28 protein-coding genes and 1 tRNA gene are annotated in these 24,345 nt (G+C 60.1%); 19 read left to right on the top strand and 10 right to left on the bottom strand.

Annotated features, from left to right (window positions below):
* Positions 1-208: 208 nt before the first annotated feature.
* The 4 genes from A6U86_RS19475 to A6U86_RS19460 form a co-directional block, all read right to left on the bottom strand.
* Positions 209-1,534 (bottom strand): glucoamylase family protein, encoded by a 1,326-nt coding sequence (locus A6U86_RS19475; protein ID WP_068394533.1) that lies wholly within the window; start codon positions 1,532-1,534, stop codon positions 209-211.
* A gap of 268 nt (positions 1,535-1,802) precedes the next feature.
* A complete protein-coding gene (locus A6U86_RS19470; RefSeq protein WP_068394530.1) occupies positions 1,803-2,366 on the bottom strand; it encodes a TetR/AcrR family transcriptional regulator in 564 nt (187 codons plus the stop codon).
* The gene (locus A6U86_RS19465) at positions 2,367-2,831 is read right to left on the bottom strand and encodes a nuclear transport factor 2 family protein (RefSeq protein ID WP_068394528.1); all 465 of its coding nucleotides are present in this window, start codon (positions 2,829-2,831) and stop codon (positions 2,367-2,369) included.
* Positions 2,832-2,916: 85 nt separating this feature from the next.
* Positions 2,917-3,780 (bottom strand): DMT family transporter, encoded by an 864-nt coding sequence (locus tag A6U86_RS19460; protein WP_068394595.1) that lies wholly within the window; start codon positions 3,778-3,780, stop codon positions 2,917-2,919.
* Between the two features lie 109 nt (positions 3,781-3,889).
* Between A6U86_RS19460 and A6U86_RS19455 the strand changes: the two genes are divergently transcribed.
* Positions 3,890-5,332, top strand: a complete 1,443-nt coding sequence (locus A6U86_RS19455; protein WP_068394526.1) for a PLP-dependent aminotransferase family protein — start codon at positions 3,890-3,892, stop codon at positions 5,330-5,332.
* A gap of 78 nt (positions 5,333-5,410) precedes the next feature.
* Here the strand turns inward: A6U86_RS19455 and A6U86_RS19450 are convergent, their stop codons facing one another.
* A complete protein-coding gene (locus A6U86_RS19450) occupies positions 5,411-5,839 on the bottom strand; it encodes a VOC family protein (protein WP_068394592.1) in 429 nt (142 codons plus the stop codon).
* A gap of 105 nt (positions 5,840-5,944) precedes the next feature.
* Here A6U86_RS19450 and A6U86_RS19445 point away from each other — a divergent pair, with 105 nt between their 5' ends.
* The 12 genes from A6U86_RS19445 to A6U86_RS19390 all read left to right on the top strand — a co-directional run bounded on the left by A6U86_RS19445 (position 5,945) and on the right by A6U86_RS19390 (position 17,101).
* Entirely contained in the window at positions 5,945-6,802 is an 858-nt protein-coding gene (locus A6U86_RS19445) for a LysR family transcriptional regulator (RefSeq protein ID WP_068394523.1), read from the top strand.
* Between the two features lie 165 nt (positions 6,803-6,967).
* A complete protein-coding gene (locus A6U86_RS19440) occupies positions 6,968-7,624 on the top strand; it encodes a response regulator transcription factor (RefSeq protein WP_068394590.1) in 657 nt (218 codons plus the stop codon).
* Entirely contained in the window at positions 7,621-8,997 is a 1,377-nt protein-coding gene (locus A6U86_RS19435) for a HAMP domain-containing sensor histidine kinase (protein ID WP_068394521.1), read from the top strand. Before A6U86_RS19440 ends, A6U86_RS19435 begins: the two co-directional genes overlap by 4 nt.
* Positions 8,998-9,102: 105 nt before the next feature.
* Positions 9,103-9,786, top strand: coding sequence for an MtnX-like HAD-IB family phosphatase (locus A6U86_RS19430; RefSeq protein WP_068394519.1), 684 nt, complete (start codon positions 9,103-9,105; stop codon positions 9,784-9,786).
* A gap of 20 nt (positions 9,787-9,806) precedes the next feature.
* Entirely contained in the window at positions 9,807-11,225 is a 1,419-nt protein-coding gene (locus tag A6U86_RS19425) for an aspartate aminotransferase family protein (RefSeq protein WP_068394517.1), read from the top strand.
* A 4-nt stretch (positions 11,226-11,229) separates the two neighbouring features.
* Entirely contained in the window at positions 11,230-12,183 is a 954-nt protein-coding gene (locus tag A6U86_RS19420; RefSeq protein ID WP_068394515.1) for an arginase family protein, read from the top strand.
* The gene (locus A6U86_RS19415) at positions 12,180-12,533 is read left to right on the top strand and encodes an EamA family transporter (RefSeq protein ID WP_068394513.1); all 354 of its coding nucleotides are present in this window, start codon (positions 12,180-12,182) and stop codon (positions 12,531-12,533) included. The genes A6U86_RS19420 and A6U86_RS19415 overlap by 4 nt, the downstream gene beginning before the upstream one ends.
* Positions 12,530-13,402: a fatty acid desaturase gene (locus A6U86_RS19410; protein ID WP_068394510.1), complete on the top strand. Its 873-nt coding sequence runs from the start codon at positions 12,530-12,532 to the stop codon at positions 13,400-13,402. Before A6U86_RS19415 ends, A6U86_RS19410 begins: the two co-directional genes overlap by 4 nt.
* Positions 13,392-14,207, top strand: a complete 816-nt coding sequence (locus A6U86_RS19405; RefSeq protein WP_068394508.1) for a carboxylesterase — start codon at positions 13,392-13,394, stop codon at positions 14,205-14,207. Before A6U86_RS19410 ends, A6U86_RS19405 begins: the two co-directional genes overlap by 11 nt.
* Entirely contained in the window at positions 14,188-15,336 is a 1,149-nt protein-coding gene (locus A6U86_RS19400) for a GNAT family N-acetyltransferase (protein WP_068394506.1), read from the top strand. The genes A6U86_RS19405 and A6U86_RS19400 overlap by 20 nt, the downstream gene beginning before the upstream one ends.
* A complete protein-coding gene (locus A6U86_RS19395) occupies positions 15,336-15,761 on the top strand; it encodes an EamA family transporter (protein WP_068394504.1) in 426 nt (141 codons plus the stop codon). The genes A6U86_RS19400 and A6U86_RS19395 overlap by 1 nt, the downstream gene beginning before the upstream one ends.
* On the top strand, positions 15,761-17,101 hold the full coding sequence (locus tag A6U86_RS19390; protein ID WP_068394588.1) for a cyclopropane-fatty-acyl-phospholipid synthase family protein: 1,341 nt from the start codon (positions 15,761-15,763) through the stop codon (positions 17,099-17,101). The genes A6U86_RS19395 and A6U86_RS19390 overlap by 1 nt, the downstream gene beginning before the upstream one ends.
* On the opposite strand, the gene A6U86_RS19385 is transcribed toward A6U86_RS19390, so the two are convergent.
* Positions 17,042-17,854 (bottom strand): MipA/OmpV family protein, encoded by an 813-nt coding sequence (locus tag A6U86_RS19385; RefSeq protein WP_068394501.1) that lies wholly within the window; start codon positions 17,852-17,854, stop codon positions 17,042-17,044. The genes A6U86_RS19390 and A6U86_RS19385 overlap by 60 nt on opposite strands.
* A 333-nt stretch (positions 17,855-18,187) precedes the next feature.
* On the opposite strand from A6U86_RS19385, the gene A6U86_RS35230 reads away from it, so the two are divergent.
* Complete coding sequence (locus tag A6U86_RS35230) at positions 18,188-18,367, top strand: hypothetical protein (protein WP_141683751.1); 180 nt, start codon at positions 18,188-18,190, stop codon at positions 18,365-18,367.
* A gap of 97 nt (positions 18,368-18,464) precedes the next feature.
* Positions 18,465-19,211, top strand: a complete 747-nt coding sequence (locus tag A6U86_RS19380) for a phosphatase PAP2 family protein (RefSeq protein ID WP_068394499.1) — start codon at positions 18,465-18,467, stop codon at positions 19,209-19,211.
* Between the two features lie 36 nt (positions 19,212-19,247).
* Here A6U86_RS19380 and A6U86_RS19375 read toward each other — a convergent pair whose 3' ends face one another.
* Both A6U86_RS19375 and A6U86_RS19370 read right to left on the bottom strand, forming a co-directional pair.
* A complete protein-coding gene (locus tag A6U86_RS19375) occupies positions 19,248-19,889 on the bottom strand; it encodes a DUF1007 family protein (protein WP_068394497.1) in 642 nt (213 codons plus the stop codon).
* Between the two features lie 220 nt (positions 19,890-20,109).
* Positions 20,110-20,184: transfer RNA gene (locus tag A6U86_RS19370), tRNA-Gly, on the bottom strand.
* 242 nt (positions 20,185-20,426) lie between these two features.
* On the opposite strand from A6U86_RS19370, the gene A6U86_RS19365 reads away from it, so the two are divergent.
* The 4 genes from A6U86_RS19365 to A6U86_RS19350 all read left to right on the top strand — a co-directional run bounded on the left by A6U86_RS19365 (position 20,427) and on the right by A6U86_RS19350 (position 23,138).
* Positions 20,427-20,936 (top strand): prolyl-tRNA synthetase associated domain-containing protein, encoded by a 510-nt coding sequence (locus tag A6U86_RS19365; protein ID WP_068394490.1) that lies wholly within the window; start codon positions 20,427-20,429, stop codon positions 20,934-20,936.
* Between the two features lie 159 nt (positions 20,937-21,095).
* The gene (gene trxA / locus A6U86_RS19360) at positions 21,096-22,070 is read left to right on the top strand and encodes a thioredoxin (protein ID WP_068394586.1); all 975 of its coding nucleotides are present in this window, start codon (positions 21,096-21,098) and stop codon (positions 22,068-22,070) included.
* A 200-nt stretch (positions 22,071-22,270) separates the two neighbouring features.
* On the top strand, positions 22,271-22,939 hold the full coding sequence (locus tag A6U86_RS19355; RefSeq protein ID WP_198929069.1) for an LON peptidase substrate-binding domain-containing protein: 669 nt from the start codon (positions 22,271-22,273) through the stop codon (positions 22,937-22,939).
* 10 nt (positions 22,940-22,949) lie between these two features.
* Positions 22,950-23,138, top strand: coding sequence for a Trm112 family protein (locus tag A6U86_RS19350; protein ID WP_037154712.1), 189 nt, complete (start codon positions 22,950-22,952; stop codon positions 23,136-23,138).
* Positions 23,139-23,174: 36 nt separating this feature from the next.
* Here the strand turns inward: A6U86_RS19350 and A6U86_RS19345 are convergent, their stop codons facing one another.
* Positions 23,175-23,858, bottom strand: coding sequence for a class I SAM-dependent methyltransferase (locus A6U86_RS19345; RefSeq protein WP_068394488.1), 684 nt, complete (start codon positions 23,856-23,858; stop codon positions 23,175-23,177).
* Complete coding sequence (locus A6U86_RS19340) at positions 23,842-24,312, bottom strand: Rrf2 family transcriptional regulator (protein ID WP_068394487.1); 471 nt, start codon at positions 24,310-24,312, stop codon at positions 23,842-23,844. Before A6U86_RS19340 ends, A6U86_RS19345 begins: the two co-directional genes overlap by 17 nt.
* Positions 24,313-24,345 lie beyond the last annotated feature (33 nt).

Below are 24,345 nucleotides of genomic sequence, written 5' to 3'. Positions count from 1 at the left end.
TTTGCCGGGCTTTCACACACGGCCCCTCACCCCAGCCCTCTCCCCGCAAGCGGGGCGAGGGAGTTACCGCGCTAATCATTGCGCTAGTGCGAGGAGGATAGTTGTTTAGCTCGATCGTCCCCTCGCCCCGCTTGCGGGGCTAGGGTGAGGGGCCAGGCACATCGCTGCCATGTAGACGAGGATGCCTGACAACTACCGAGGATCAAGTTCACGCTATGGCGGGCGTTGCCTGCTTCTCGTCGAGCCAGCCGCCGGTGAAGCCTGCGCGTTCCAGGCCGTGGCGAAGGATCGGCGATTGGCGCATCAGGTCCCAGATCATGCCGGTGCGGGCATTTTCAATCATCATGACGAGCAGGCCCTGGTCGATGGCGACCGAGCGGTCGTCGACCCAGCCTTCCGGGCCGGGACCCTTGACGCTCGGATTGAAGCCGCCGGGAAAACGGCCGTCGAGCAGCAGGTTGGGATAGGTTTCCAGCAGCGCCTTGGTGCCGTCGAGCGCGGCTTGGCGGTCGAAGGGCAGGCAGGAGAGCGGCCCCCAGGGCGCGATCGTGCCGTCATCCGGTCCAAGCGGTGCGCCGCGCGCGGCATAGCCGAAGACTTTCGGGCTATATCGCTGGCTATGTTTCGTGCCCGTGGGGTTCGGGCCATCGCAGGCCGAGAGGCCCCAGATATCCTTCCCATAACCGACGAAATGGCCGGGATTGCGCTCGGTATAGTCGCGCTGCACGGATATCGCCGTCTGCGTGTTGCGGAAGTAATCGATGCCCTTGTCCGCGACATGCTTGTCGCTGATGCCGCGGAAGTCGATCCAGGCATGCGAGAACAGGTGGATGAACAGCGGCCCCGCATAGAGGAAGGGCGTATCCTTGAACATCATCCAGGTATAGGTCGAGGCGAAAGCGTCGTAGCTCGAGGGCGGGATGGCATGCGTGGGCGAGGCGAGCGCCATCACGTAGAGGAAGATCGCCTCGTCATAGCCCTGATAGCGCCAGCGCAGGAAGCCGCTTCCCGGCTTCCAGCCCATGCTGATCGTCGGTCCCCTGTTCAGGGCCCAGTGCCAATCGCAGCGCTCGTAGAGAAATTTCGCCTGCTTGCGGAGATCCCGTTCGGTCTGGCTGTTTCCGTTGAAATAAGCAGCAGCCGTCAGTACGCCGAGCAGAAGCAGCCCGGTGTCGATCGTCGACAGCTCGCTGTTCCAGGCGCGCTTGCCGGTCTGCATGTAGAGGAAGTGGTAGTAGAAGCCGCGATGACCGGTGGCGCCACGCTCGGTGCCCTGCTGGCTGTCGGCGAAGAAATCGAGCGTGGTCAGTACGCGCTGGGCGGCCTCGGCCCGGCTGATCCATCCGCGCTCGACGGCGACCGGATAGCTCGACAGCGCAAAGCCGACGGCGGCAATGCTGCAGTGGCTCGTCTTGATCGAGGTATCGGCGACCAGCCCGTTTTCGGGGTTGGTGTGAAGCATGAAATAATCGAATGCGGAACGTTGCAGTCGATCGATCAGGGCGTCGTCAGTTTCGTTTACCTGCTGCAGCATCTTCTATCCATCTCCTCGATGCTCCCATTGCCTGCTGAACATGGAAGCTTGGATAGTTGCAAATCAAACATGATTAACAATGCCATACTTTTATGGAGGATTCTTTAATATCAGCGGGTTGTGGGGGCGGTCATCCCCAACCCAGAGGGCCAAAAATGCTGTCTGGAGGCGAATTTCGATCATATCGGGTATGGATTACGCTTCGTCCGGCCCTATTCGTTAACGGGAAGGGCATTTGTCGCGCGGTGATTCGGGTGGCTTAAACGGCCTAGCCGAGTGCGGTTTCCAGCCGTTGCTTCAGCCGCTCCAATATTCTGCCGAAGACTGCTTCATCGCCAAGTGCTCTCGCAAGCATCAGAGCCCCCTGGAGGCCGACGACGGCTTCTTCGGCGAGTGCCTGTGCTTCGATGCCGGTCAGGCCCGCTCTCGTCAGTGCGCCGGCAAGCGCCTCGATCCAGCGCTGAAAATAGCTGCGAATGGCCATCGCGAAACGATCGCGCGTCTCGTCCAGTGCGAAAGCGCCGATCAGGCAGATGCGGCGACCGGAGCGGAAATACCTGTCGGCCGTCTCCCACATCGTGCGGATGGCGGCGCGAGGTTCCCCTTCTTCCAGCGGTTTGAACATGTCCACCACGAACCAGGCGTCGATATGGGCTATGATCTCGGCCGCCATCTGTTCCTTCCCGCCGGGAAAGAAGTGATAGAGGCTGCCCTTCGACAGCTTGGTGCGCGCCGTGATGTTGCTCATCGACGCGCCCTCATAGCCGAGTTCGCGAAAGACTTCGGCCACAAGGGCGATGGCGTCGGGCTTTTCGAAGATGGTTCGCGGCATCTAGAGGCCGAGATCGGACAGGCTGGGATGATCGTCCGGGCGCCGGCCGAGCGGCCAATGGAACTTCCGGTCTTCTTCCCTGATCGGCATGTCGTTGATCGAGGCAAAGCGGCGTTGCATCAGGCCGTCGGCATCGAATTCCCAATTCTCATTGCCGTAGGAGCGGAACCAGTGGCCGCTGTCATCGCGCCATTCATAGGCGAAGCGTACGGCGATGCGATTGCCCTCGAAGGCCCAGAGTTCCTTGATCAGCCGGTAATCAAGCTCCCTTGCCCATTTGCGCCTCAGGAATTCGACGATCTCCTTGCGGCCGCGCGGAAATTCGGCGCGGTTCCGCCATTGGCTGTCTTCCGTATAGACCTTGGAGACCCGCTCGGGATCGCGGCTGTTCCAGCCATCTTCGGCCATGCGGACCTTGGCGACGGCGGTTTCAAGTGTGAAAGGCGGGACAAGCGGGGTCGGCATGATGTGCTCCTTCTAAACCGATTGGTATCTTATGGACCAATCAGTTTAGAAGATCAAGCGGCCTGCTGTTGCACTGATACTGGCGTCAGCGTGCGAACTTCCTGGCACCCGCGACGCAGCCGACGACGGCGATGGTAACGACAAGCATGGACCAGCTGACGCTCTCCTTGAGCAGGAGTGCGGCAAGCGCGAAGCCGAAGAAGGGCTGCAGGAACTGCAATTGCCCGACGGCTGCAATGCCGCCCTGCGCCAGGCCGCGATACCAGAAGACGAAGCCGATCAGCATGCTGAACAGCGAAACATAGGTAAGGCCAAGCCAGGCCGGCTCGCCAATGCCGGCGATGGTTTGCGGCATGGTGGCGATGCAGAGCGCGATGGTGACAGGGAGGGACAGAACCAGCGCCCAGCAAATGACCTGCCAGCCGCCGAGCCGGCGCGACAGAACCGCACCTTCGGCATAGCCGAGCCCGCAGACAAGAACGGCTGCGAGCATCAGGAGATCGCCGACTGGCGATGCCGAGACGCCCTGCGCAAGTGCATAGCCGCTGACGAGCCCGCTGCCGATGGCCGAGAATATCCAGAAGGCCGGGCGTGGTCGTTCGCCGCCACGCAGCACCCCGAAGATGGCAGTCGCAAGCGGCAGTAGCCCGATGAAGACGATCGAATGGGCCGACGTGACGTGCTTGAGCGCCAGCGCCGTCAACAGGGGAAAACCGATGACGCAGCCAAGCGCGACGATCGCGAGTGATACGATGTCGCCGCGGGCCGGGCGCTTTTCGCGAAAGGCGAGCAACAGGCACAGACCCAGCAGGCCGGCGATGACGGCCCGGGCGACGGTCAAGAATAGCGGATCGAAATCCATCACTGCCACCCGCGTCGCCGGAAGCGATCCGCTGAAGATCACCACCCCGGTTATCCCGTAGATCCAACCCGTTGTTGTCTTGTCCATTGCACATGCTCCTTCTTCGTCTTGGCTGGTATCGGCGAGTTTGACGAGGCAAGCCATAGACAGTACAGTACAATTTGCATGAACTGTTATGGTTATGGGTGCAGTACGGATGGATGATCTGTCGGTAAAAAATATCGCCGGCGTCACGCGGATCGAAGGGGTCATGGCGGCGATCTCGGATCGGATCGCGGGCCGCAACCTGACGCCCGGGGCACGATTGCCATCGGTGCGCAGCTTCGCCAAGACCATGCAAGTTTCGGTTTCCACCGTCGTCGAGGCCTATGAGCGACTTGCCGCCGAGGGTGTCATCCGCTCCCGGCCGGGTTCCGGCTTCTATGTCTGCGGTCCGTTGCCGCCGCTTTCGCTGTCCGAGAGCGGGGCAAGGTCGGATCTCAATGTCGATCCGCTATGGATCTCGCGGCAATCGCTCGAAGTTGGCGATGACATGCTGAAGCCCGGCTGCGGCTGGCTGCCGCCGTCATGGCTGCCACAGGCGGCCTTGCGTCGGGCGATGCGGACGCTGGCGCGCGGGGATGTGGGAGCGCTCGCCAATTATGGAACGCCGCTTGGCCTGCCGCCGTTGCGGCAGCTGCTGGCGAGGCGTTTGGGCGAACATGGCATAGCGGCGCGTCCGGATCAGATCATGTTGACGGAGTCCGGCACACAGGCCATCGATCTTCTCTGCCGCTTTCTGCTTGAGCCTGGCGATACCGTGCTGGTGGACGATCCCTGCTACTTCAATTTCCATGCACTGCTGCGCGCCCATCGCGTCAACATCGTCTCCGTGCCTTTCACGCCCACGGGGCCGGATGTCGAGCTGTTCGGCCAGGCTTTGGAGCGGCACAGACCGCGCCTCTATGTCACCAATTCCGCCATTCATAATCCGACGGGCGCGGCGCTTTCGCCTGTGACCGCACATCGCCTGTTGAAACTGGCCGAGGCTTCCGAACTGATCATCATCGAGGACGATATTTTTGCCGATTTCGAGGATGTCCCGGCGCCACGGCTGGCCGCCTATGATGGGCTCGACCGGGTGATCCACATCGGCAGCTTTTCGAAAACGCTCTCAGCCTCGATACGCTGCGGCTTCATTGCCGCGAGGCCGGACTGGATCGACGGTCTGGTCGATCTCAAGGTCGCCAGCAGCTTCAGCTGCGGGCAATTGTCGGCCGAACTCGTCTATCTCGCATTGAAGGATGGCAGCTATCGCAAGCATATCGAGGCATTGCGGATGCGGCTTGCCAAGACCATGAACGAGGTGGCGGCGCGGCTGGAGGCCATCGGCATCGTTCCCTGGCTAAAGCCACAGGCCGGCATGTTCCTCTGGTGCCGGCTGCCCGAGGGGCTGGATGCTGCCGATGTCGCGCGCGTCTGCCTTCCCGAAGGTATCATCGTTGCGCCCGGCAATGCCTTCAGTGTGTCGGATATGGCCGGGCGTTTCATTCGCTTCAATGTCGCGCAATCGACCGATCCTCGGATCTTCGATGTGCTCGAAGCAGCGATGCACAAGCTGATGGCGGATCGTCCGGTGGACGGCGGTACTGCGAGCTAGAGACAGTACCGCTGGATATGAGCATCTGGGCCGGCGGCATGCCTGCGGTCAGATGCCCATATCGCTAGCCTTTAGTCGTTACTTGGCGAAGAGGTTGTTGATGTCGGCGAAGGCCTTCATCTCGACGGCATTGCCGCTCGGATCCTTGAAGAACATGGTTGCCTGCTCTCCGGGTTCGCCGCGGAAGCGGATATAGGGCTTGATGACGAACTCTATGCCGGCTTTCGTCAGCTTTTCAGCAGCGGCCTCCCATTCTTCCATAGACAGAACGACGCCGAAATGGCGCACGGGGACGCCGTGACCATCAACGGCATTGGCTGCCACTTCGCCGGTTTCCCCCGGCGCCAGATGCGCGACGACTTGATGGCCGTAAAAGTTGAAGTCGATCCAGTCGGGCGAGCTGCGGCCCTCGGAGCAGCCAAGCACGCCGCCATAGAAAGCGCGGGCCGCGGCCAGATCGTGGACGGGAAAGGCGAGATGGAAGGGGTGAAGAGGTGCTGCGCTCATGATCGGCTCCTGGTGCATGAATTCGATGCAGCAATGATTAAGGTACATTTTTTCCGATGAAAAACTGTATATTGTGAAGCTGAGATCAATGAAAAATGATGAATCATGATTCCCGAGCTTAAAACACTGGTTGCCGTTGCCCGTTTCGGAACGTTTGCCGCTGCGGGAGACCGGATCGGGCTGACGCAAGCGGCCGTCAGCGGTCAAATGAAACGGCTGGAGGAGCGGCTTGGCGTCACGTTGTTCGAGCGGACCGGCCGTTCCGCCACGCTGAATGCGGCGGGACTGCGCATCCTGGAGCGTGCCAAGGGCATCATCGCAATGTTCGAGCATATCACTGACCCGACCGACGAGAGCTCTGGCGGGCAGCTGCGCATCGGCGCCATAGCTTCGGTTCAATCGGCGGTTCTTGCCCGCGCGCTCGTGCCGTTTCGGCAGCGGTTCGCGAGATATCACCTTCGCATTGTTCCCGGTGTCTCCCTGCATTTGCTCGACCTGCTCGATGCCGGCGAACTCGATCTGGCGGTGCTGATCGAACCTCCCTATGGCCTGCCGAAAAATCTCGTCTGGCGGCCGCTCTTGCGCGAGCCCTACATGCTGGCAGTTCCCGAACAACTGAGGGGTGACGATTGGCGGGCGCTGCTGCGCGAGCAGCCTTTCATCCGGTATGATCGCAGCTCTTTCGGAGGGCGGCAGGTGGACCGGTTCCTGCGTTCGCAATCGATCGATCCCAATGAGGCGATGGAGATCGACGACATAGCCGGCATGGCGGCATTGGTCGGGCGCGGGCTCGGGGTGGCGCTTCTGCCGATCATCGATGGCGGTCTGCCAGATATACCGTCAGTGCGCATGGTGTCGCTCGGCGACGCAACCTTTCACCGCGAGATCGGGTTATTGCAGCCGCTCGAAACCAGCCCGGCGGCCGCCTATCTGGCCGAGTGCCTGACCGCCGCGCAGGGATGAGATTGCGGCCTGGGATCTTTCCGGAGCAGCTTCGGGCGCCTGCCGGGACAGCACGCTTTTTCGCGGCCCTTGCCGGTGGAAATGATCCGTCATAGCTTTGCCACAAGGCCGCTCCAATTGCAGCCCACATCGACGACAGAATTTCTCGGCTAAATGGGGTCGATCGTGCGTGTTTTGCTAGTTGAAGACGACAATATTCTCGGGTCATCGCTCAAGAAGGCGCTGGAGAAGCATGCCTATGGCGTAGACTGGATGCGCGATGGTGAATCCGGTCTCGAGGCGGCCCAGCATTCTCACTTCGCGGCGATCGTGCTCGATATCAATCTGCCGCAGCTCGGCGGCATGGAAGTGTTGCGCCGCATCCGCCAGCGCGGCAATTCCGTGCCGGTGCTGTTGCTGACGGCGCTCGATTCGGTTCGCCAGAAGGTTGAGGGCCTGGATGAAGGCGCGGATGACTATCTGGTCAAGCCCTTCGATCTGGATGAATTGCTGGCACGCCTGCGCGCGCTCATTCGCCGGCGTGACGGCAGGACCGAAAGCGTCATTCGCTGTGGCGATGTCGAGGTCGATCCATCGGCCATGGTCGCGCGAAAGGCCAATGCGCAGGTACATACGACAGCGAAGGAGTTCCATCTCCTGAAGCTCTTGATGGAACGCAGCGGCCGTTATGTCACGAAGAACGATATTGAATATGCGCTTTACGACGCCGAGAATACCGTCGAGAGCAACACGATCGAAGTGACCATTTATAATCTGCGCAAGAAGCTCGGCACCGATTTCATCAAATCGATCCGCGGCGTCGGCTACATGATCGAGCGATGAACAATTCCACTCTTACCCGCAACCTGTTTCTCCGGATCGCACCGGTCGTCGTCGTGACCATCGTCGTGATTGCCGCCTTTGCCTTCAACAGCGCGACGCGGGAAATCAACAATATCTACGATGCCCAGCTGATCGACGATGCGAACGTCATCTGGAGCTTGCTGCGCCGTCCGCTGGAGAAGAATCCAGGGCATGGGGCAAAGCAGATCGACGACATCGACTTCAACATGGACAATCAGCTGGCCTTCAACGAGGACGCCGATGACTATGCCGATGCGCACATGTTTCGCGCCTGGGTCGACGGCAATATCCGTTTCTACAGTAGCACGGCCTTTCTCTCCGACGTACCGCAGCAGAAGGTAGGGTTCACCACCCTGGTCTATGGCGGCGAGGACTGGCGCGTCTATTCGCTGCCGATCCCGAACACGACCATCGTGATCGAGCTTGGCGAAAAGATCGCGCTTCGCGAAACGCTCGTCTCCAATATCCTGCTCAATCTCTTCTTTCCGCTTTTGATGCTCGTGCCGGTCATCGGCTTTCTTATCTGGCTCGGCATCAACAGCGGCCTGCGCACGATCCACGGGGTGGTGCGGCAGATCCGCACCCGATCGCCCGACGACCTCTCGGCAATCCCGGTCGAAGGGCTGCCGCGCGACCTGCTTCCGCTCGGCCGCTCGATCAATCAATTGCTGGAAAAGCTTGCCCAGTCGCTGACGCTCGAACGGCGCTTTTCGGATCTGGCCGCGCATCAGCTGCGCACGCCGCAGGCCAGCGTGAAGCTGCTGCTACAGATGCTTGGAAACAGCGACAACGAGCACGAGCGGCAGGCGATCGTCGCCGACCTGGTCGCCAGCAACAACCACGCGACGCACCTGATCGAGCAATTGCTGCGGCTGGCGAGGGTGAGCCATCACCCTCTTAATCCGACATCGGTCATGGTTTATCATCTGGTTGCGTCCGTGCTTGCCGAATTCGGCAACATCATCACGAGCCGCGAGCTCGACGTGGTGCTGGAGGGCGACGAAAAGGTCGAGGTCAAGACCGACGAATCGCTGATGCGTTTGCTGGTCACCAACCTTCTGGACAACGCCATCAAATACACGCCTGTCGGCGGCAAGATCAGGGTCTCGATCTCGTCGGAAGACGGTTTCGGCCAGGTTTCGATCAGCGACAGCGGGCCTGGTATCCCTCTGCATGAGCGGGAGGCGGTGTTCCAGCGGTTCTACCGGCTCAACACGCTTCATAGCGAAGGCGCCGGGCTTGGGCTTGCCATCGTCGCCGATACGGCGGACCGGCTTTCGGCGACGGTAGAGCTTTCCACGCCGCGTTGGAGCAAGGGTCTCCAAGTAGACCTGAGATTGCTGGCAAACTAATAAATCAACTTCTCATCGTTTTTCATTCTCGCTTCATTTTCCGCTCATGCCCGGCTCATCCGAGGTTGTTAGACGCAACTTAGGATAAGGCGAAAGGGCATTTTCATGCAGGTGTTTTGCGATTTTGATGGAACCATATCCATCGAAGACGCGACGGATATGGTGTTAACCCGTTTCGCCGGTTCCGAGTGGGAAGACATCGAGCGGCTCTGGAAGCAGGGACAGATCGGTTCCGGCGAGTGCATGCGCCGGCAGATCGCTCTCATTCAGGCCAGCAGGACGGAACTCGATCAATTTCTCGACACGGTGTCGATCGATCCGGGTTTCGAAAGCTTCCTGTCCTATTGCCGCAAAGGCGAACTGCCCGTGACCGTCGTCAGTGATGGCGTCGACTATTTCATTCGCCGGATTCTGGCGCGTCACGGTATCGACGGCCTCCCGATCGTTGCCAATGTGCTGACCTGCAGCGTCAGTCAGGGCCGCGAGGCCTATTCGCTGTTCCCGCCGTTTCAGGCGACGGGCTGCGTATCCGGCGCCGGCGTCTGCAAATGTCGTGTTGTCGATAGCAACGACCTCCAGGTCTATATCGGCGACGGGCGAAGCGATTTCTGCGTTTCCGACAAGGTCGACCTCGTGTTCGCGAAGGCGAAGCTCGTCGACTACTGCGAAGAAAACGACATTCCCTATGTCGGTTTCGAAGACTTTTCCGATCTGCTTCCAAAGATGGAAGCCGTTCTCCCGAGCGTCGAGCGACGCTCCCGTGCGCTGCCGCATTTCAAGACAGCGTGAATTTGACCGAGAGGCATTGAATGAAAACGAATGTAGCCGAAGCCTTCAGCGGCGTGACCGAGTCCGTCCGCTCCGAAGAAGAATTGCGCGCGCTTGAGGAAGTCTATTGCTCCCATGGCGATACCGTTCACTATACCGACAAGCCGAAATTCTTCGAAGGATGCGAAGGTTCCTTCGTGTATGACAGTACGGGAACGCCATTCCTGGATCTGCAGATGTGGTATTCCGCCGTCAACTTCGGCTACCGCAACGAGCGTCTGAATGCTGCGGCTCACCGCCAGCTCGACGTGTTGCCGCAGGTCGCCTCGCAGTATCTCCACCGCGAGAAGGTCGAGCTTGCAGCCATGATCGCGCAGGACGCCGAGCGCAAGTTCGGGCACAAGGGCCGCGTTCATTTCAACGTCGGCGGTTCGCAGGCCGTCGAGGATTCGCTGAAGCTGGTGCGTAACTACACCGGCGGCAAGAGCCTTATGTTCGCCTTCGAGGGCGGCTATCACGGCCGTACGCTCGGCGCTTCGGCGATCACCTCGAGCTATCGTTACCGCCGCCGCTACGGCCATTTCGGCGACCGCGCCCAGTTCGTCGAATTCCCCTATTACTTCCGTGGCCCGAAGGGCATGTCGAAGGAAGAATACGGCCATTACTGCGTCCAGAAATTCGCCCGCCTGTTCGAGAGCGAATATAATGGCGTCTGGGACCCGAAGGCCGGCAAGTCCGAATATGCCGCTTTCTATATCGAGCCGATCCAGGGCACGGGCGGCTATGTCATTCCGCCGATGAACTTCTTCGTGGAACTGAAGAAGGTTCTGGACGATCACGGCATCCTGCTCGTCGTCGACGAAATCCAGATGGGCGTCTATCGCACCGGCAAGCTGTGGTCGATCGAGCATTTCGGCGTTTCGCCGGATGCGCTGGTCTTCGGCAAGGCGATCACCAACGGCCTCAACCCGCTATCCGGCGTCTGGGCGAAGGAAGAAATGATCAACCCGACCGTCTTCCCGCCCGGCTCCACGCATTCGACCTTCGCCAGCAACCCGATGGGAACGGCAGTCGCGCTCGAAACCATGAAGATGCTGGAAGAGCAAGATTTCGGCGCCGCCATCATGGAGAAGGGCGCTCACTTCCTCGACGGCCTGCAGCAGCTCCAGAAGCGCCACGCCATTGTCGGCGAAGTAGATGGCCTCGGCCTCGCGCTGCGCATGGAAATCTGCGAGGAAGACAGCTACACGCCCAGTAAGGCGACGATGGACTGGATGTGCGACGAGGGCATGAAGGGCGATCTTCAGGTCGGCGGCAAGACATACGGCCTCGTGCTCGATGTCGGCGGCTACCACAAGAACGTCATCACCTTCGCGCCGAACCTGCTCATCACCCGCGAAGAGATCGATCTGGCACTTAACCTGCTCGATCAGCTTCTGACGCGCGCTGCCCGGAGATAAGAGATTGCAACTCCTGCTTCTTCATCTCGATGATGCGCTGGAGTTGCAGCCGGATTTCGTGCGCGCCTGCAAGTTTGCCGGCGCGCACCAGTATTTCGACAAGGATGCGGGGCGTGAGGTCCGGCTTTGGGGCAAGCAGAATGCCCTGGCCAATCTCAGCCGCGAAATCGTCAAGAATACGCCTGCGACGGGTAAGGACCCGCAGCTCTGCTTCATGGGGTCCGGCGACTTCCATCACATCACGGCGATGCTCCTCGATGGCGCGCTGGAACGTCAGCCTGGCCCCGCGACGCTGATCCATTTCGACAACCATCCGGATTGGGTGACCTTCGACGGCGGCCTGCATTGCGGTTCCTGGGTCAACAGTGCCCTTGCCAATGCCAATATCCAGAAGGTCATTACCATCGGCGTCTGCAGCAGCGATCTTCGCAGCCCCGAGCGCAAGGGAGCCAACCTCCACTGGCTCGGCGAGGGCAAGCTCGAGCTTTATCCTTACGAGCATCCGCCGAGCCGCGTTCTTGCCGACTATGGCACCGGCGCCAGCTACCGGCAGGAAAAGGGCGCTCTGCACTGGAAATCGATCGCGGAGATCGGCGAAGAGAATTTCATCGACCGCATGCTCAGCCGCATTCGTACCGAAGCGGTTTACGTGACGATCGACAAGGATGTTCTGGCGGCGGATGACGCCGTGACGAACTGGGACCAGGGCCGCATGCGGCTGCCCTATCTTCTGGCCCTGATCAGCGAAATCGGCAGCCGCCATCGCATCATCGGTGCGGATGTCATCGGGGATTATTCTGTTCCGAGTTATGCTGGCAGCCTGCGCACCAAGCTGATGAAGCGGGCCGAGATCCTGATCGACCAGCCGCGCATCCGGCAGGGTGCCGAAACGACCAGAAACATCAACAGCGCCGCCAATCACGCGCTGCTGGAAGTGCTGGCGGAGTATATGGAATGACAGGTAGCCTGACGCTGCCCATGCTTGGGCTCATACTCTTCTGCGTGCTGGCGGAGACCGCGCGCGAGGTCTGCTTCAAGCAGTCGGCCAACGAGCATGCGCTGCTTTCGGCGCTGGCCAAGCCCGTGACCTGGCTCGGCATTGTGTTCTGGGCTGTCGAGCTTTTTGCCTGGACGGCAGTGCTCGAGCGCGTACCGCTCACCATCGCCTTTCCCCTTATGGCGCTGAGCTATGTCGTCATCGTGTTTGCCGGGGCCGTAATCTTCAAGGAAAACATCAACCTACGTCACGCGACGGGCGTGTTCTTCGTGACCGCTGGCGTGGCCTGTGTGGGAGTTACCGGACTATGAAAATCTTTGCGCACTCCAGATGGGATGTCGCGCCGGTACTGGCTGCCGTCGCGCATCTCGCTTTCGATGTCTATCTGATCGTCGGCTTCGAAAGCCGTCCGCTGTGGGTTTCCGTGATTCTCGGCTGCCTCTATGCCGTGTCGATCTCCTGGAACATCAACAGCATCTCGCACAATTTCATTCATACGCCCTATTTCAAGGCGCGTTGGATGAACTACGCCTTCAGCCTGCTGGAATCCGTCGCGATCGGCTTCTCGCAGACCTATTATCACTGGGTGCATATGCGCCATCATTCCGGCAACAGCGACCGGCCGGATGAAAAGGGCGATACCGTCGATCTGCTGTCGATCTATCGTCACGGCCGTGACGGCCAGCCCGAGAATGTCTGGTCCTACACGTTGCTGAGTTTCTTCCGCGACAGCCTCGGCGACATCCACAAGGCCATCGCCCGCCGCCGCCCCTTCGATGCGGCCTGGGGCCGGTTCGAGCTCTTCTTCTTCCTGGGTCTTGCGGCGCTCGCGCTGATCTATGACTGGAAGGCCGTGCTGTTCTTCGTGCCTTTCTATTATATCGGCAACTGCCTGTCGTCGCTGAACGGCTACTATGAGCACCTGCATGGCGATCCGGACGAGCCGATCGCCTGGGGCGTTTCCAGCCACAAGCCCTTCTACAACTGGCTCTGGTTCGGCAATGGCTATCATGCCGAACACCACTATCGGCCTCGCACCCACTGGACGAAGCTGCCGACACTGCACGAGCAGATCAAGGACGAGCAGGAAAAGGCCGGCACGCATGTGATCAGCACCTGCCATGCGCTTGGCTTCATGGCCAAGGAAAACCGGCAGTCGGAGCTGTCTCATGAAAGCTGATGAGTTGAGCTTCTTCATGGAAGGCTCAAACGGCAAGGGCGTTCTCCTCGTGCATGGGTTGACGGGGGCGCCGGCCGAAATGAAGCTGGTTGCCCGTCACCTCAATCGCAGGGGTTACAGTGTCTATGCGCCGCTGCTGGCCGGTCACGGCGTCGACGTCAAGACGCTGCGCGGCTCGCGCTGGCAGGATTGGCTTGAAAGTGTCGTCGAAGCATCGGCGTTGCTGGCCTCAAGGACGCAGGAAGTCTTCGCCGCCGGTATCTGCGTTGGCGGCAAGCTTGCTATGCTGGCCGCCGAGCAGCAGCCGGGCAAGATCGGCGCGGTGGCCATCTACTCGCCCTGCTTCAGCTATGACGGCTGGGATGTTCCTTTCTACTACCCGCTTCTGGCATCGCAGATCGGCTGGCTGTCGCGCGTGCCCTTCCTTGATCGCCTGAGCTTCAGCGAGACGGCTTCGCTCGGGATCAAGGACGAGCGGATGCGGCGGCTGATCGAAGGCATGGCGAGCGAGGGCGTTCTGGAACGATTTCCCGGCAAGGGCCTGGTCGAGATGCACCGGCTGGGCAAGACACTCAGAGGCAAGCTGCCCGACATGCAGACGCCGACGCTGATCCTGCATGCCGAGGATGATGATCTCGCCAGCCCGAAGCATGCCCGTTACATTTCCGATCACATTGGCAGCCCGCACGAGCTGAAGTGGATCAAGGACAGCTATCATATGATCCATGTGGATCGACAGCATCGCCAGGTGGCTGATTTTACCGCGGATTTCTTTGAGGCGCGTCATGTCGCAGCCGCTGCTTAAGCTTGTGCCCAATCCGCCAACCAATCCGGTGACGGAAGTTCATTTCAGCATCCGCGCGATCGGCCGCGATGCGTGGAATGCCTGTTTTCATGGGCAGGTCGAAGATTATGATTGCCTGCTTGCGATCGAGGAAGCCGGTATCGAGGGCTTCGAATGGCGGTATATCACCGTCGTCGAGGACGGGCGCATCAGTGCCGCCATGCCGGCCTTTCTCTGCCTCTATGCTCTGGACACGACGCTGGAAGAAGGTTTCCTGCGCCGGTCCGTGCGCCGCGTGCAGCGCTATTTCCCGAATTTCCTGAAGCTGCGCCTCGCCTGCCTGGGCTCACCCTGCACCGAGACGGGGGCGATCGGCTTTCATCCGGATGTGCCGGACGAGCGCCGCAGCCTGCTGTTTACCGAAATGCTGTCCTTCTTCGAACAGTTTGCCGCGACGGAGCGTTGCGCGCTGGTCGGGCTGAAGGATATTCCCGAACAGTTCTCGACCGAGTTTGCCGCACCGCTATCCACGCATGGCTATGCCTCGATCGGTGGCTTGCCGACGGCCTGGCTCGACATCGATTTCAAGACGATCGACGAATATCTCGGCAAGCTTTCCGCCGGCACCCGCAAGGATATGCGCCGCAAGCTGAAGTCCTTCGAACAGGTGCGGGTGGAGATCAGGACGGATTTCGGATCATTCCTGCCGCAGGTGGTGGCGCTCTACCACGATACGCGCAATCGCAGCGATTGGCAGTTCGAGGAGCTTACCCCCGAATATTTCGAGGGAATTCTTACCCGCATGAGTGGCCGCTCCTATTGCGCCTTCTATTTTGTCGAAGACCAGCTGCTTGCCGCCAATCTGATCGTGCATGACGATCGCATCGCCATCGACAAGTTCTTCTGCATGGAAGGAGACAAGGGGCGGCCCTATAATCTCTACTTCCTCAGCTGGTTCACCAACCTGCGCTACTGCCTGGAGCATGGCATAAGCCGTTACCAGAGTGGCCAGGCCTATTACGAGAACAAGATACGTCTCGGCAGCAAGCTGACCGCCAATGCGATGTTCTTCCGTCATCGCAACCCTTTCCTTCAGAGGCTGCTGCGGCTGGTGTCGCCGCTGTTCTCGACAGACGAGGCGGGTTCGTAATGCCTATGCGTCTTTCCTGGCTCGCCGTGCCAGTGCTCAACACTCTATTCCAGTTCTTCATCAAGCTGGGTGCGGAGCAACTGAACGGCGAGGGCATGGAGGCCTGGTTGTGGCAGGCGCTTTCCTCCTACTGGATACTGGCGGCGATCGCCGTGGAGGTCGTCACCTTCTTCATCTGGATGAATGTGCTTGCCGAGCTCGATCTCAGCCGCGCCTTTCCTCTTTCGGGCATCAGCTACGTGCTGATCATCGCGACGGGCTGGTTCGTCTTCGGCGAGCGGGTGGTTGCATTGCAGGTGATCGGCAGCGGCCTGATCCTGACGGGTGTCTGGCTGATTGCCGGCGCCAACGTGGAAACGGAAGATCGTGGCGACTGGGACGCCAAGCGCGATGGATTGCGCACGGGCGCAGGCAAGGATCGATGATGTCCAATCAACAAGCTGAAAGCCGTCCCAACGGCAGCGGTACAGGTGTTTTCTCCGGCCTGGTGGACTGGTGTGTTAGACGTGGAGTGTCTTCCATCGTGACGCGCGGCGCACTGACCGTGACGACGGCCAGCGGCCGCGTCCTGACATTCGGCGACGGCACGGGCGAGCCCGTCCATGTCCGCTTCACCGACGATCGTGCCGAATGGGCGTTCCTGATCGACGCCGACAGGCTGCTTGGCGAACTCTATATGGACGGCCGTTTCATCGTGGAGCGTGGCACGCTCTACGACTTCGTGGCGATGATGCTGCGCGAGGCGCAGAACAGCACGCATCCGCTCATCGCCCGCATTATCGACGATATCAGAACCAGGCTGCGGATCTTTCGCCACCGCAATCTGCCGGGCCGTTCGAAGACCAATGTCGCGCATCACTACGATCTCGATGGCCGGCTCTATGAGCTGTTCCTCGATCCGGACCGGCAATATTCCTGCGCCTATTTCGAGCATGCCGACCAGTCGCTGGAGGAGGCGCAGCTTGCCAAGAAAAGGCATCTTGCCGCCAAGCTCCTGATCGAGCCCAACAACAGCATTCTCGACATCGGCTGCGGCTGGGGCGGCCTGGGGCTGCATCTGGCCGAGCACGCGCCCGGCGGCTATGTCCTCGGCGTCACGCTTTCCGAAGAACAGCACGAATATGCCTCGAGACGCGTGACCGAAAAGGTCGGCGGAACGCCGGCGGAAGTACAGTTCGCGCTCAGGGACTATCGCAGCCTGACCGGCCGTTTCGACAGGATCGTTTCGGTCGGCATGTTCGAGCATGTCGGGCTGGCATCCTATCGCACCTTCTTCCGCAAATGCGCCGAGCTGCTTGAGGATGACGGGATCATGGTGCTGCACACCATCGGCTGCTCCGCGACCCCAGGCTTCACGACGCCCTGGCTCGACAAATATATCTTCCCGGGCGGCTATATCCCCGCCCTTTCCGAGATCATTCCGGAAATCGAGGCGGCCGGGCTTACGGTCACCGACGTTGAAGTGCTGCGGCTGCATTATGCGAAGACGCTCGAATGCTGGCGAGAGCGCTTCATGGCGCGCTGGGGCGAGGTCGCGGAGCTCTATGACGAACGTTTCTGCCGCATGTGGGAATACTATCTTTCCACGGCCGAGGCGGCCTTCCGCTACGAGGATCTCGTCGTCTTCCAGATCCAGATCGCCAAGCGCAACGACATCATCCCGCTGACGCGGAACTATATCGCCGATCATGAAGCGCGCAGCGCCTCAAAAATTGACGTTGAAGGTTCTGTTGAGGGTAAAGCCGATAATGTTCTGGTCGGATGAGCCGAACCGCGAGGTGATCGGACTATCCGCGGCGTCGCCGACCAGGCGGTTATATTTCTCGTAGACCTGTACGCTCCATTCGGGCGAGATCGTGTAGCTTGCCGCCACCGTGAAGCCAACCGATTTCACGCCGGCTTCGGCATCGAAGGCGCCAATGTGAGCCTTCCTTGCGGCCTGGCTTTCCGAAATGCCGAAATTGCTGCGCATATAGACGGAGTTTGCCATCGACAGGCGCGGTCCGGCGGACAGGAGCCACTTGTCGCCAAGGGGCTGAAACCAGTCGAGCGCGAAATCACCGACCAGACCGTCACCGCCCCACAGGGACTGGCGCACTTCCGTTCGAAACCGGAGCCGATTTTCCATCAGCCAATATTGCGCGAAGCCGCCGGCGTCGAAATTCCAGCGGACCTTGCGCTGGCTCTGCAGCTGCAGATTGTTGAGGTCGAAGCGGTCATCTCTCAAGCCGACCACAGGCCCGATTTCAAGACCGTGGAAATCGAAAAGGCCATAGTCGAAATTATCGTCGGGAGCGCTGTATTCCGTGGCCTCACCGAGGCGATGAATGTCGAAAGAGGGCAGGGCGCCGAAAGTATAATGCTTCGAGCCTTCGTAACTCGGTCCATACTCGACGGTGGCGCCAAGCGTCACGACCCAGGTATCGGATGTGGATTTTGCGGCATCTTCCGCCATGGAAGACACCGGAAATGCAAGGATGGCGGCTCCAGCCCAAAGGCCCAGGCCGGCAATGGCCATCAGCCGGCCGGAAAAAGATGTCCCAACACTTAACACTCTGACAACACCCGATCCCTGATCGCCCTTGCGGCACTACTATCACAGCTCAAGCTTCCGAAAATAGCAAAAATTTTAACGGCAAACATTACGGCAGACTGACGGGTGGAGCCTTTTGCACCATTTGCGGATGATCGGCCGCGGCCGCTGTCGGATTCCCCGGATCGTTGCCTGGAGGCGACGGTCTCGTCCTGTTCATTTGCTGGCAATCGAGCGGTTCCCCGGCATGGACATACAGGCCCCTGCCGCCGTCGATGGTCGCCGGGGGTGCGGGCGACAATAGAGGCACAACATTTCATGAACCTGAAAACAACGGGCAACGACCGCAGTCCGATTGTTTATCCGTCGCTGTTGGCCGTCGTCGATTTCATCAATAGAGCATTTCCAGGAAAAGTGCGCAGCGGTTTTCCGTCCGGAATGCGTACAAACAAGGAGATAGAGCGCTTCGCTATTCGAAGAAGAGCGAAAATGCTCTAGATAGCCAATGTCCCTTGCGGACAGACCTAGAACAGGGCTGGATCGATCCGGCGACGCAAAGCGGTCCCATGAAGGCACGGCAGGCAGGTTTGAGAGCATGAACGGTCAAGAACCGCAAAGATCCGGCATAATGGGATGGGTGAGCCGCTACGAGCCGCTGTTGCTGGTGATGTTCGCCGCCCTTTCTGGCGGCATTCTTCTGTTCGTCTATCTGACGGGCGAAGTTATCGAAGGAAGCACGAAGGGGTTTGACGAGGCGATCCTGCTGGCGCTGCGCCAGCCGAATGAGCTCTCCACTCCGATAGGGCCGGGATGGCTGACCCATGCGGTCAAGGACATCACGAGCCTCGGCGGCACCACGGTGCTGACCTTGATGACGGTGCTTGTGACGATCTATCTGCTGCTGGACCGGCGGCGCGCCATCGCCATCTTCGTGCTGGCCTCCGTACTTGGCGGATGGGCGCTGAGCACGATGCTGAAGCTCGGGGTTGCCAGGCCACGGCCGGATATCGTGCCGCATCTGGTCGAAGTGAACGATCTGAGCTTTCCGAGCGGCCATGCGATGGTCTCGGCGGTGACCTATCTGACGCTGGCGGCCCTCATATCAGGTACCCGCCGCTATCGGTCGACCCGTCTCTTCATCGTCGCGGTCGGCATTCTATTGACGCTGATGATCGGCATGAGCCGCCTCTATCTCGGCGTGCATTACCCGACGGATGTTCTCGGCGGCTGGTGCGCCGGGGCAACCTGGGCGCTCGGCTGCTGGCTTATCGCCCGGCGCTTCATATCGCTATCGCGCGGCACTGATGGTCCAACGCAGGCCGATCGGCCGCCACTGGAATGAGAGAGGCGTCAAATCGTCTGTGGCGCGCAGGCGATATCAACACTGGACTTCCAGCCGTGTGGCTACCAGAAGCGAATAGTCCGTGCCCTTCGGGTCGCTGAAGAACATGCTGGTGAGTGCCGCCTGGTTTTCCGCCATGACTTCCTTCGGATTGGGCCTCACGACCTTGCGCTTGCAGCGGCCCGAGGTTGCTCCTGAAACGGTCATATCGTTGTCGGTGGCGAAATCGACGGCCGTGTAGAGCGTCTTGTCATAGATCCCGAAGATCGTGGTTCCCTTGAGGAAGGTCTTCTGCTCGGGCTTCAATGAGAAGGTGAGAATCAGTGAGCCGTCCTTGTAGTCGGCCTGAATGGCGTCGGGCTTGGCCATGGGCACGGCTTTGCCGTTGCTGGTGACGTTGGTGTAATAGCCGTATTGCGCGAGCGAATCCCTCACCGTCTTGCCCACGGCCTTGAGTTCGCTTGGCGTGAGCGTCTGGTCGCCGGCCTTGTCGTAATCCATGAGGACCGAGGAGGAGAACACTTCGTCGAAGTTCCAGACATTGCGCAACTCGCTGATGGAGCCGTCAGGCGCCGTCACGACCTCGAATTTGGCGTCGATGAAGATATGCGGATGGGCAAGCGCGGGCACGGGCAGAAGCGACAGTGCCGCAATCAGCAGGGACGTCTTTCTCATCATGCCAGCAATACCGCGTTCCACCAGTCCATTTTATCTGGAGACCTGAACGTCAATTGAGACTGATTTGAGACCCAGGGAGCATCCATAGCGGTCGATCTCTCCGATTCGCCGGACACTGGCAATTGGATTGCCCCCGTGTGTGGATCACCGTGCCCGTCGACGGCCATCAACGCCAAGCCATTGCTGGCTTATTTGCTCTGAAATCTGTTTCGGAGGAAATTGGAGCGGGCGAAGGGATTCGAACCCTCGACCCCAACCTTGGCAAGGTTGTGCTCTACCCCTGAGCTACACCCGCTCATTGCCACAACAGTCCGGGGTAGTGTGTTGGACCGTGTGCGTCGTCTTGCGGCGACGGGCGCTATATGGCCCAACCGTTTTTCAAATGCAACAGGGAAATGACGAGTTCGCCAAGAAAAATCTCAAGCCCTTTGCTGCAACTCCCGGAAAGCCCGGAAACAGCGGGCTTCGGCCTCTGAAAGATTGCAATGAAATTGTGGGCGACGTATCAGGAGCGAACAATTTCCATCGCGAGGCGCCATGACCGAGACCAGCCCGAAGACACGCGACGATCTTTTCCTGTTCCTGGATGGGCTCGGCGTTGCCCACAGCACCAAGGATCATGCCCCGGTCTTTACCGTTGCCGAATCGGTGTCCCTGCGTGACGAGATTCCCGGCGGCCACACGAAGAACCTGTTCGTGAAGGACAAGAAGGACAATTTCTTTCTGCTGACCGTCGAGGAAAATGCGACCGTCGACTTGAAGACGGTGCATACGCTGATCGGTGCGGCCAGCAAGGTTTCCTTCGGCAAGCCGGAAAAGCTGATGGAATATCTCGGCGTCATCCCCGGTTCGGTGACGGCATTCGGGGCGATCAACGATACCGGCAACAATGTCACCTTCGTCCTCGATGCCGACCTGATGGCGCATGGCATCGTCAATTGCCATCCTCTGTCGAACGATGCGACGACATCGATTGCCAGCGCCGATCTGCTGCGCTTCATGGAGGCGACGGGTCATGCGCCGCTGGTCTTGAAAGTGACAGGTTAAGGTACGATTTTAGCGCTAAGATTAAGGCAGGCGGCTTGTCTTTCGATTGTCCAGTCGCTTTGACTATTTCACCGAGCGTAATGCCATCCGGATGTGATCAATCCGTTTGGGAATCATGCTCTTCACAAGATCAAGGATGCCGGCAGGCGGGAGACACTCATGAGCGGTCCGAACAATCCCTATAACGCTTCCTTCGGTGGGCAGATGTCGGCCTCGGCGTCGTTCGGAGCTGCCCCCGCAGCATCCGGCGTTTCGCCGATCAAGGACACGACGACCGCGACCTTTGCCAAGGACGTCATCGAGGAATCGCGCAACCAGCCGGTGCTGGTCGATTTCTGGGCGCCCTGGTGCGGTCCGTGCAAGCAGTTGACTCCGGTGCTCGAAAAGGTCGTCACCGAAGCCCAGGGCCGCGTGAAGCTGGTCAAGATGAATATCGACGACCATCCGTCCGTTGCCGGCCAGCTCGGCATTCAGTCGATCCCCGCAGTCATCGCCTTCGTCGACGGCCGTCCGGCCGATGGTTTCATGGGTGCGGTTCCCGAAAGCCAGGTCCGGCAGTTCATCGATCGCCTCGGCGGTCCCGCAGGCGGTCCCGATGATCAGGCTGCCGAGATCGCCGCTGTCCTGGAGGAGGCCAGTGGCCTGCTCGCAGCCGGCGATATCAATGGTGCGGCCGAACTGTTCGGCGCGGTGCTCCAGGCCGATCCGGAAAACCCGAAGGCGCTTGCCGGCATGGCGGAATGCATGATTGCCGCCGGCCAGAGCCAGCGGGCGCGTGAAGCCTTGACGGACCTGCCCGAGACGCTTGCAAACGATGCCGGTATCCAGGCGATCGTCAAGAAACTCGATCAGATCGACGAAGCCCGCAAACTCGGCGACCCCGTTGCGATCGAACAGGAACTGGCCACCAACCCCGACAATCACGAGCAGCGTGTCAAGCTCGCCAAGATCTGCAATGTCGAAGGCAAGCGCGATGAGGCGGCAGAGCATCTGCTTGTCATCATGCGCAAGGATCGTGCTTTCGATGATGATGGCGCTCGCCGTCAGCTGCTCGAATTCTTCGATGTCTGGGGTCCGAAGGATCCGGCGACGATCGCGGCACGCCGCAGGCTTTCATCGATCCTGTTTTCCTGAGGGAGAACGAGGCCTTCGCACGATCGACCGCCAACGGGCGGTCGATAGCGGAATAGGTCCATCGGCGCTCCCACGCAAAATAGTCTTGTGTTTTCGGCAGACGGGCCCACATTGTCGGGTGCGCGGCGTGAGATGGGCAACGGCCGCGAGTATGTCGTTCCTGCGCGCCCATTGCGGCGCGCGGCGCAGTGATCAGCGGGATGGAAAACATGCAAGTCGGTAATGCCAGATATCTAAAGCCGAGCGATCTGCCCGAGACCGTAGCCGTTTTTCCCTTGTCCGGGGCGTTGCTGCTGCCCGGCGCGCAGCTTCCGTTGAATATTTTCGAGCCGCGCTATCTCGCCATGTTCGACATGGCCATTGCCGGCAACCGCTTGATCGGCATGGTTCAGCCGGCGATGGGCGAGCCGGCCGAGTCCACCAATCTGTCGCATGTCGGCTGTCTCGGGCGTATCACCTCCATCTCGGAAACCGGCGATGGGCGCTATATCGTTTCCTTGACCGGCATTTGCCGCTTCCGGCTGATGGAAGAGGTCACGGGTCACCAACCCTATCGCACATTCCGCATCACGCCGTTCATTTCCGATCTCAAATCGCGCGATGAAGAGGATACGGTCGATCGTGCGGCGTTGCTCGCAGCTTTCCGGGCCTATCTGGACGCCGACAATCTGGAGGCGGATTGGGACAGCGTCGAGCGGGCCGACAATATGATGCTGGTCAATTCGCTGTCGATCATGGCGCCCTTCGATCCAGCGGAAAAGCAGGCCCTTCTCGAGGCGCCTGATCTCAAGACCCGCGCCGAGACCTTCATCGCCATCGTCAAGATCGTGCTTGCCGGCTCGGGTGACACCGATCCCATCATGCAATAGGAATTTGCCGATGGATGTCACGGTCAGCAAAGTCGATCCGAAACTTCTCGACCTGCTCGTCTGCCCCTTGACCAAGGGGCGGCTGAGCTATGACCGCGAGAAGAACGAGCTTATCTCGGAAAAGGCACGTCTCGCCTATCCGATCCGCGACGGCATTCCGATCATGCTGATTTCGGAAGCACGCCGCATCGAGGATTGAAGCCCGCTTCGGTGGGCGGTCGGCAGGGCTAGTTCGCTAGGCGTAGGCCACCCATCCTTTGAAGCTGAATGCGGCGTAGAACAGGGTGACGTCGGAAAAGCCGGCCTCGCGCAGCATGGCTTCCTCCTCCTCGGGCGGCAAAATATGTAGCCGCTCGCGCATGGCATTGCGCGCATTTTCCAGCCTTCCGATGTCCACTCCATCCGCTGCGCCATAGGCGACGTGGCGATCAATCCACATCGAACGGTCCGGCTCGGTCTGGGGAAAGCTGACATGCGCCAGAATGAACGGCGCGCCGGCCTTCAGGCGGCGGCGAACGTCCATCAGTGTTTCGAGGCGCCGCTGTAGCGGCACATGATGGAAGGTCAGCAGGCATGTGGCGGCGTCAAACGGGCCTTCGGGTGCGGCATCGATGTTGCCGTGGTGAAGGCGGATTCGTTCAGCGTGGTCTGCGGCCACCTGTCGGGCCAGTTGCAGCATGTCGGCCGAAGGGTCGACGCCGTCGAAAGACCAGCCGCGTTGCATGTCCGCGAATGCCTTCAGCTCCAATCCTCCGCCGGCCCCCAGGACGAGCACCCGGCCGTTTTCGGGTGTCCGCTCGGCGAGCAGCATCGCCGTCATGCGATGGAGGCTTGAGAAACCGGGCACCTGCCGGGGCGGGCCTTCGAGGTAGGATCTGACTGCATCTCCGGCGAAGTTGGATTCATGATGTTGAGCCATGCGCAGCCTCCAGTTTCGCCAGGTGCCGGCGGTCCGCTATTCCCGCCTGAACATCGGCATGGAGTTTGGCGAGGGTGATCTCACCGAAGCGGGTCATCATCAGCAGTTGAGCCTCCTGCAGCGTCTTGTCGAGGTTTGAATTGACGGCCTGCTCGACGAGGCAATCCGGTGCCTCCGAGCGTCTGCCGAAAGAGACGAGTGCCGGGCTTCCAAGCGCCAGATAGATATCGAGGAGGGTGATCTCCGAAAGATCGCGGGACAGCACCCAGCCGCCGCCATGGCCCTTCTCGGAACGCACATAGCCCCGATCGCGCAGTCCGGCCATGATCCGGCGGACGACGACGGAATTGGTATTCAGCGAGCGCGCCATGGCTTCCGATGTCACCGGCGCGCGCTCATATGCCATGTGCAGCAGGATGTGCAGCACATCTGAAAGACGACTATCTCTACTCATGTAACTTATACTATTACATGATGGGACGTGAGT

Origin of the sequence: Rhizobium sp. AC27/96 (assembly GCF_001692325.1) — a bacterium.
Classification (GTDB): Bacteria; Pseudomonadota; Alphaproteobacteria; order Rhizobiales; family Rhizobiaceae; genus Rhizobium.
The sequence above is the reverse complement of the archived record's forward strand: the minus strand, read 5'-3'. Positions and strand labels throughout refer to the sequence as shown.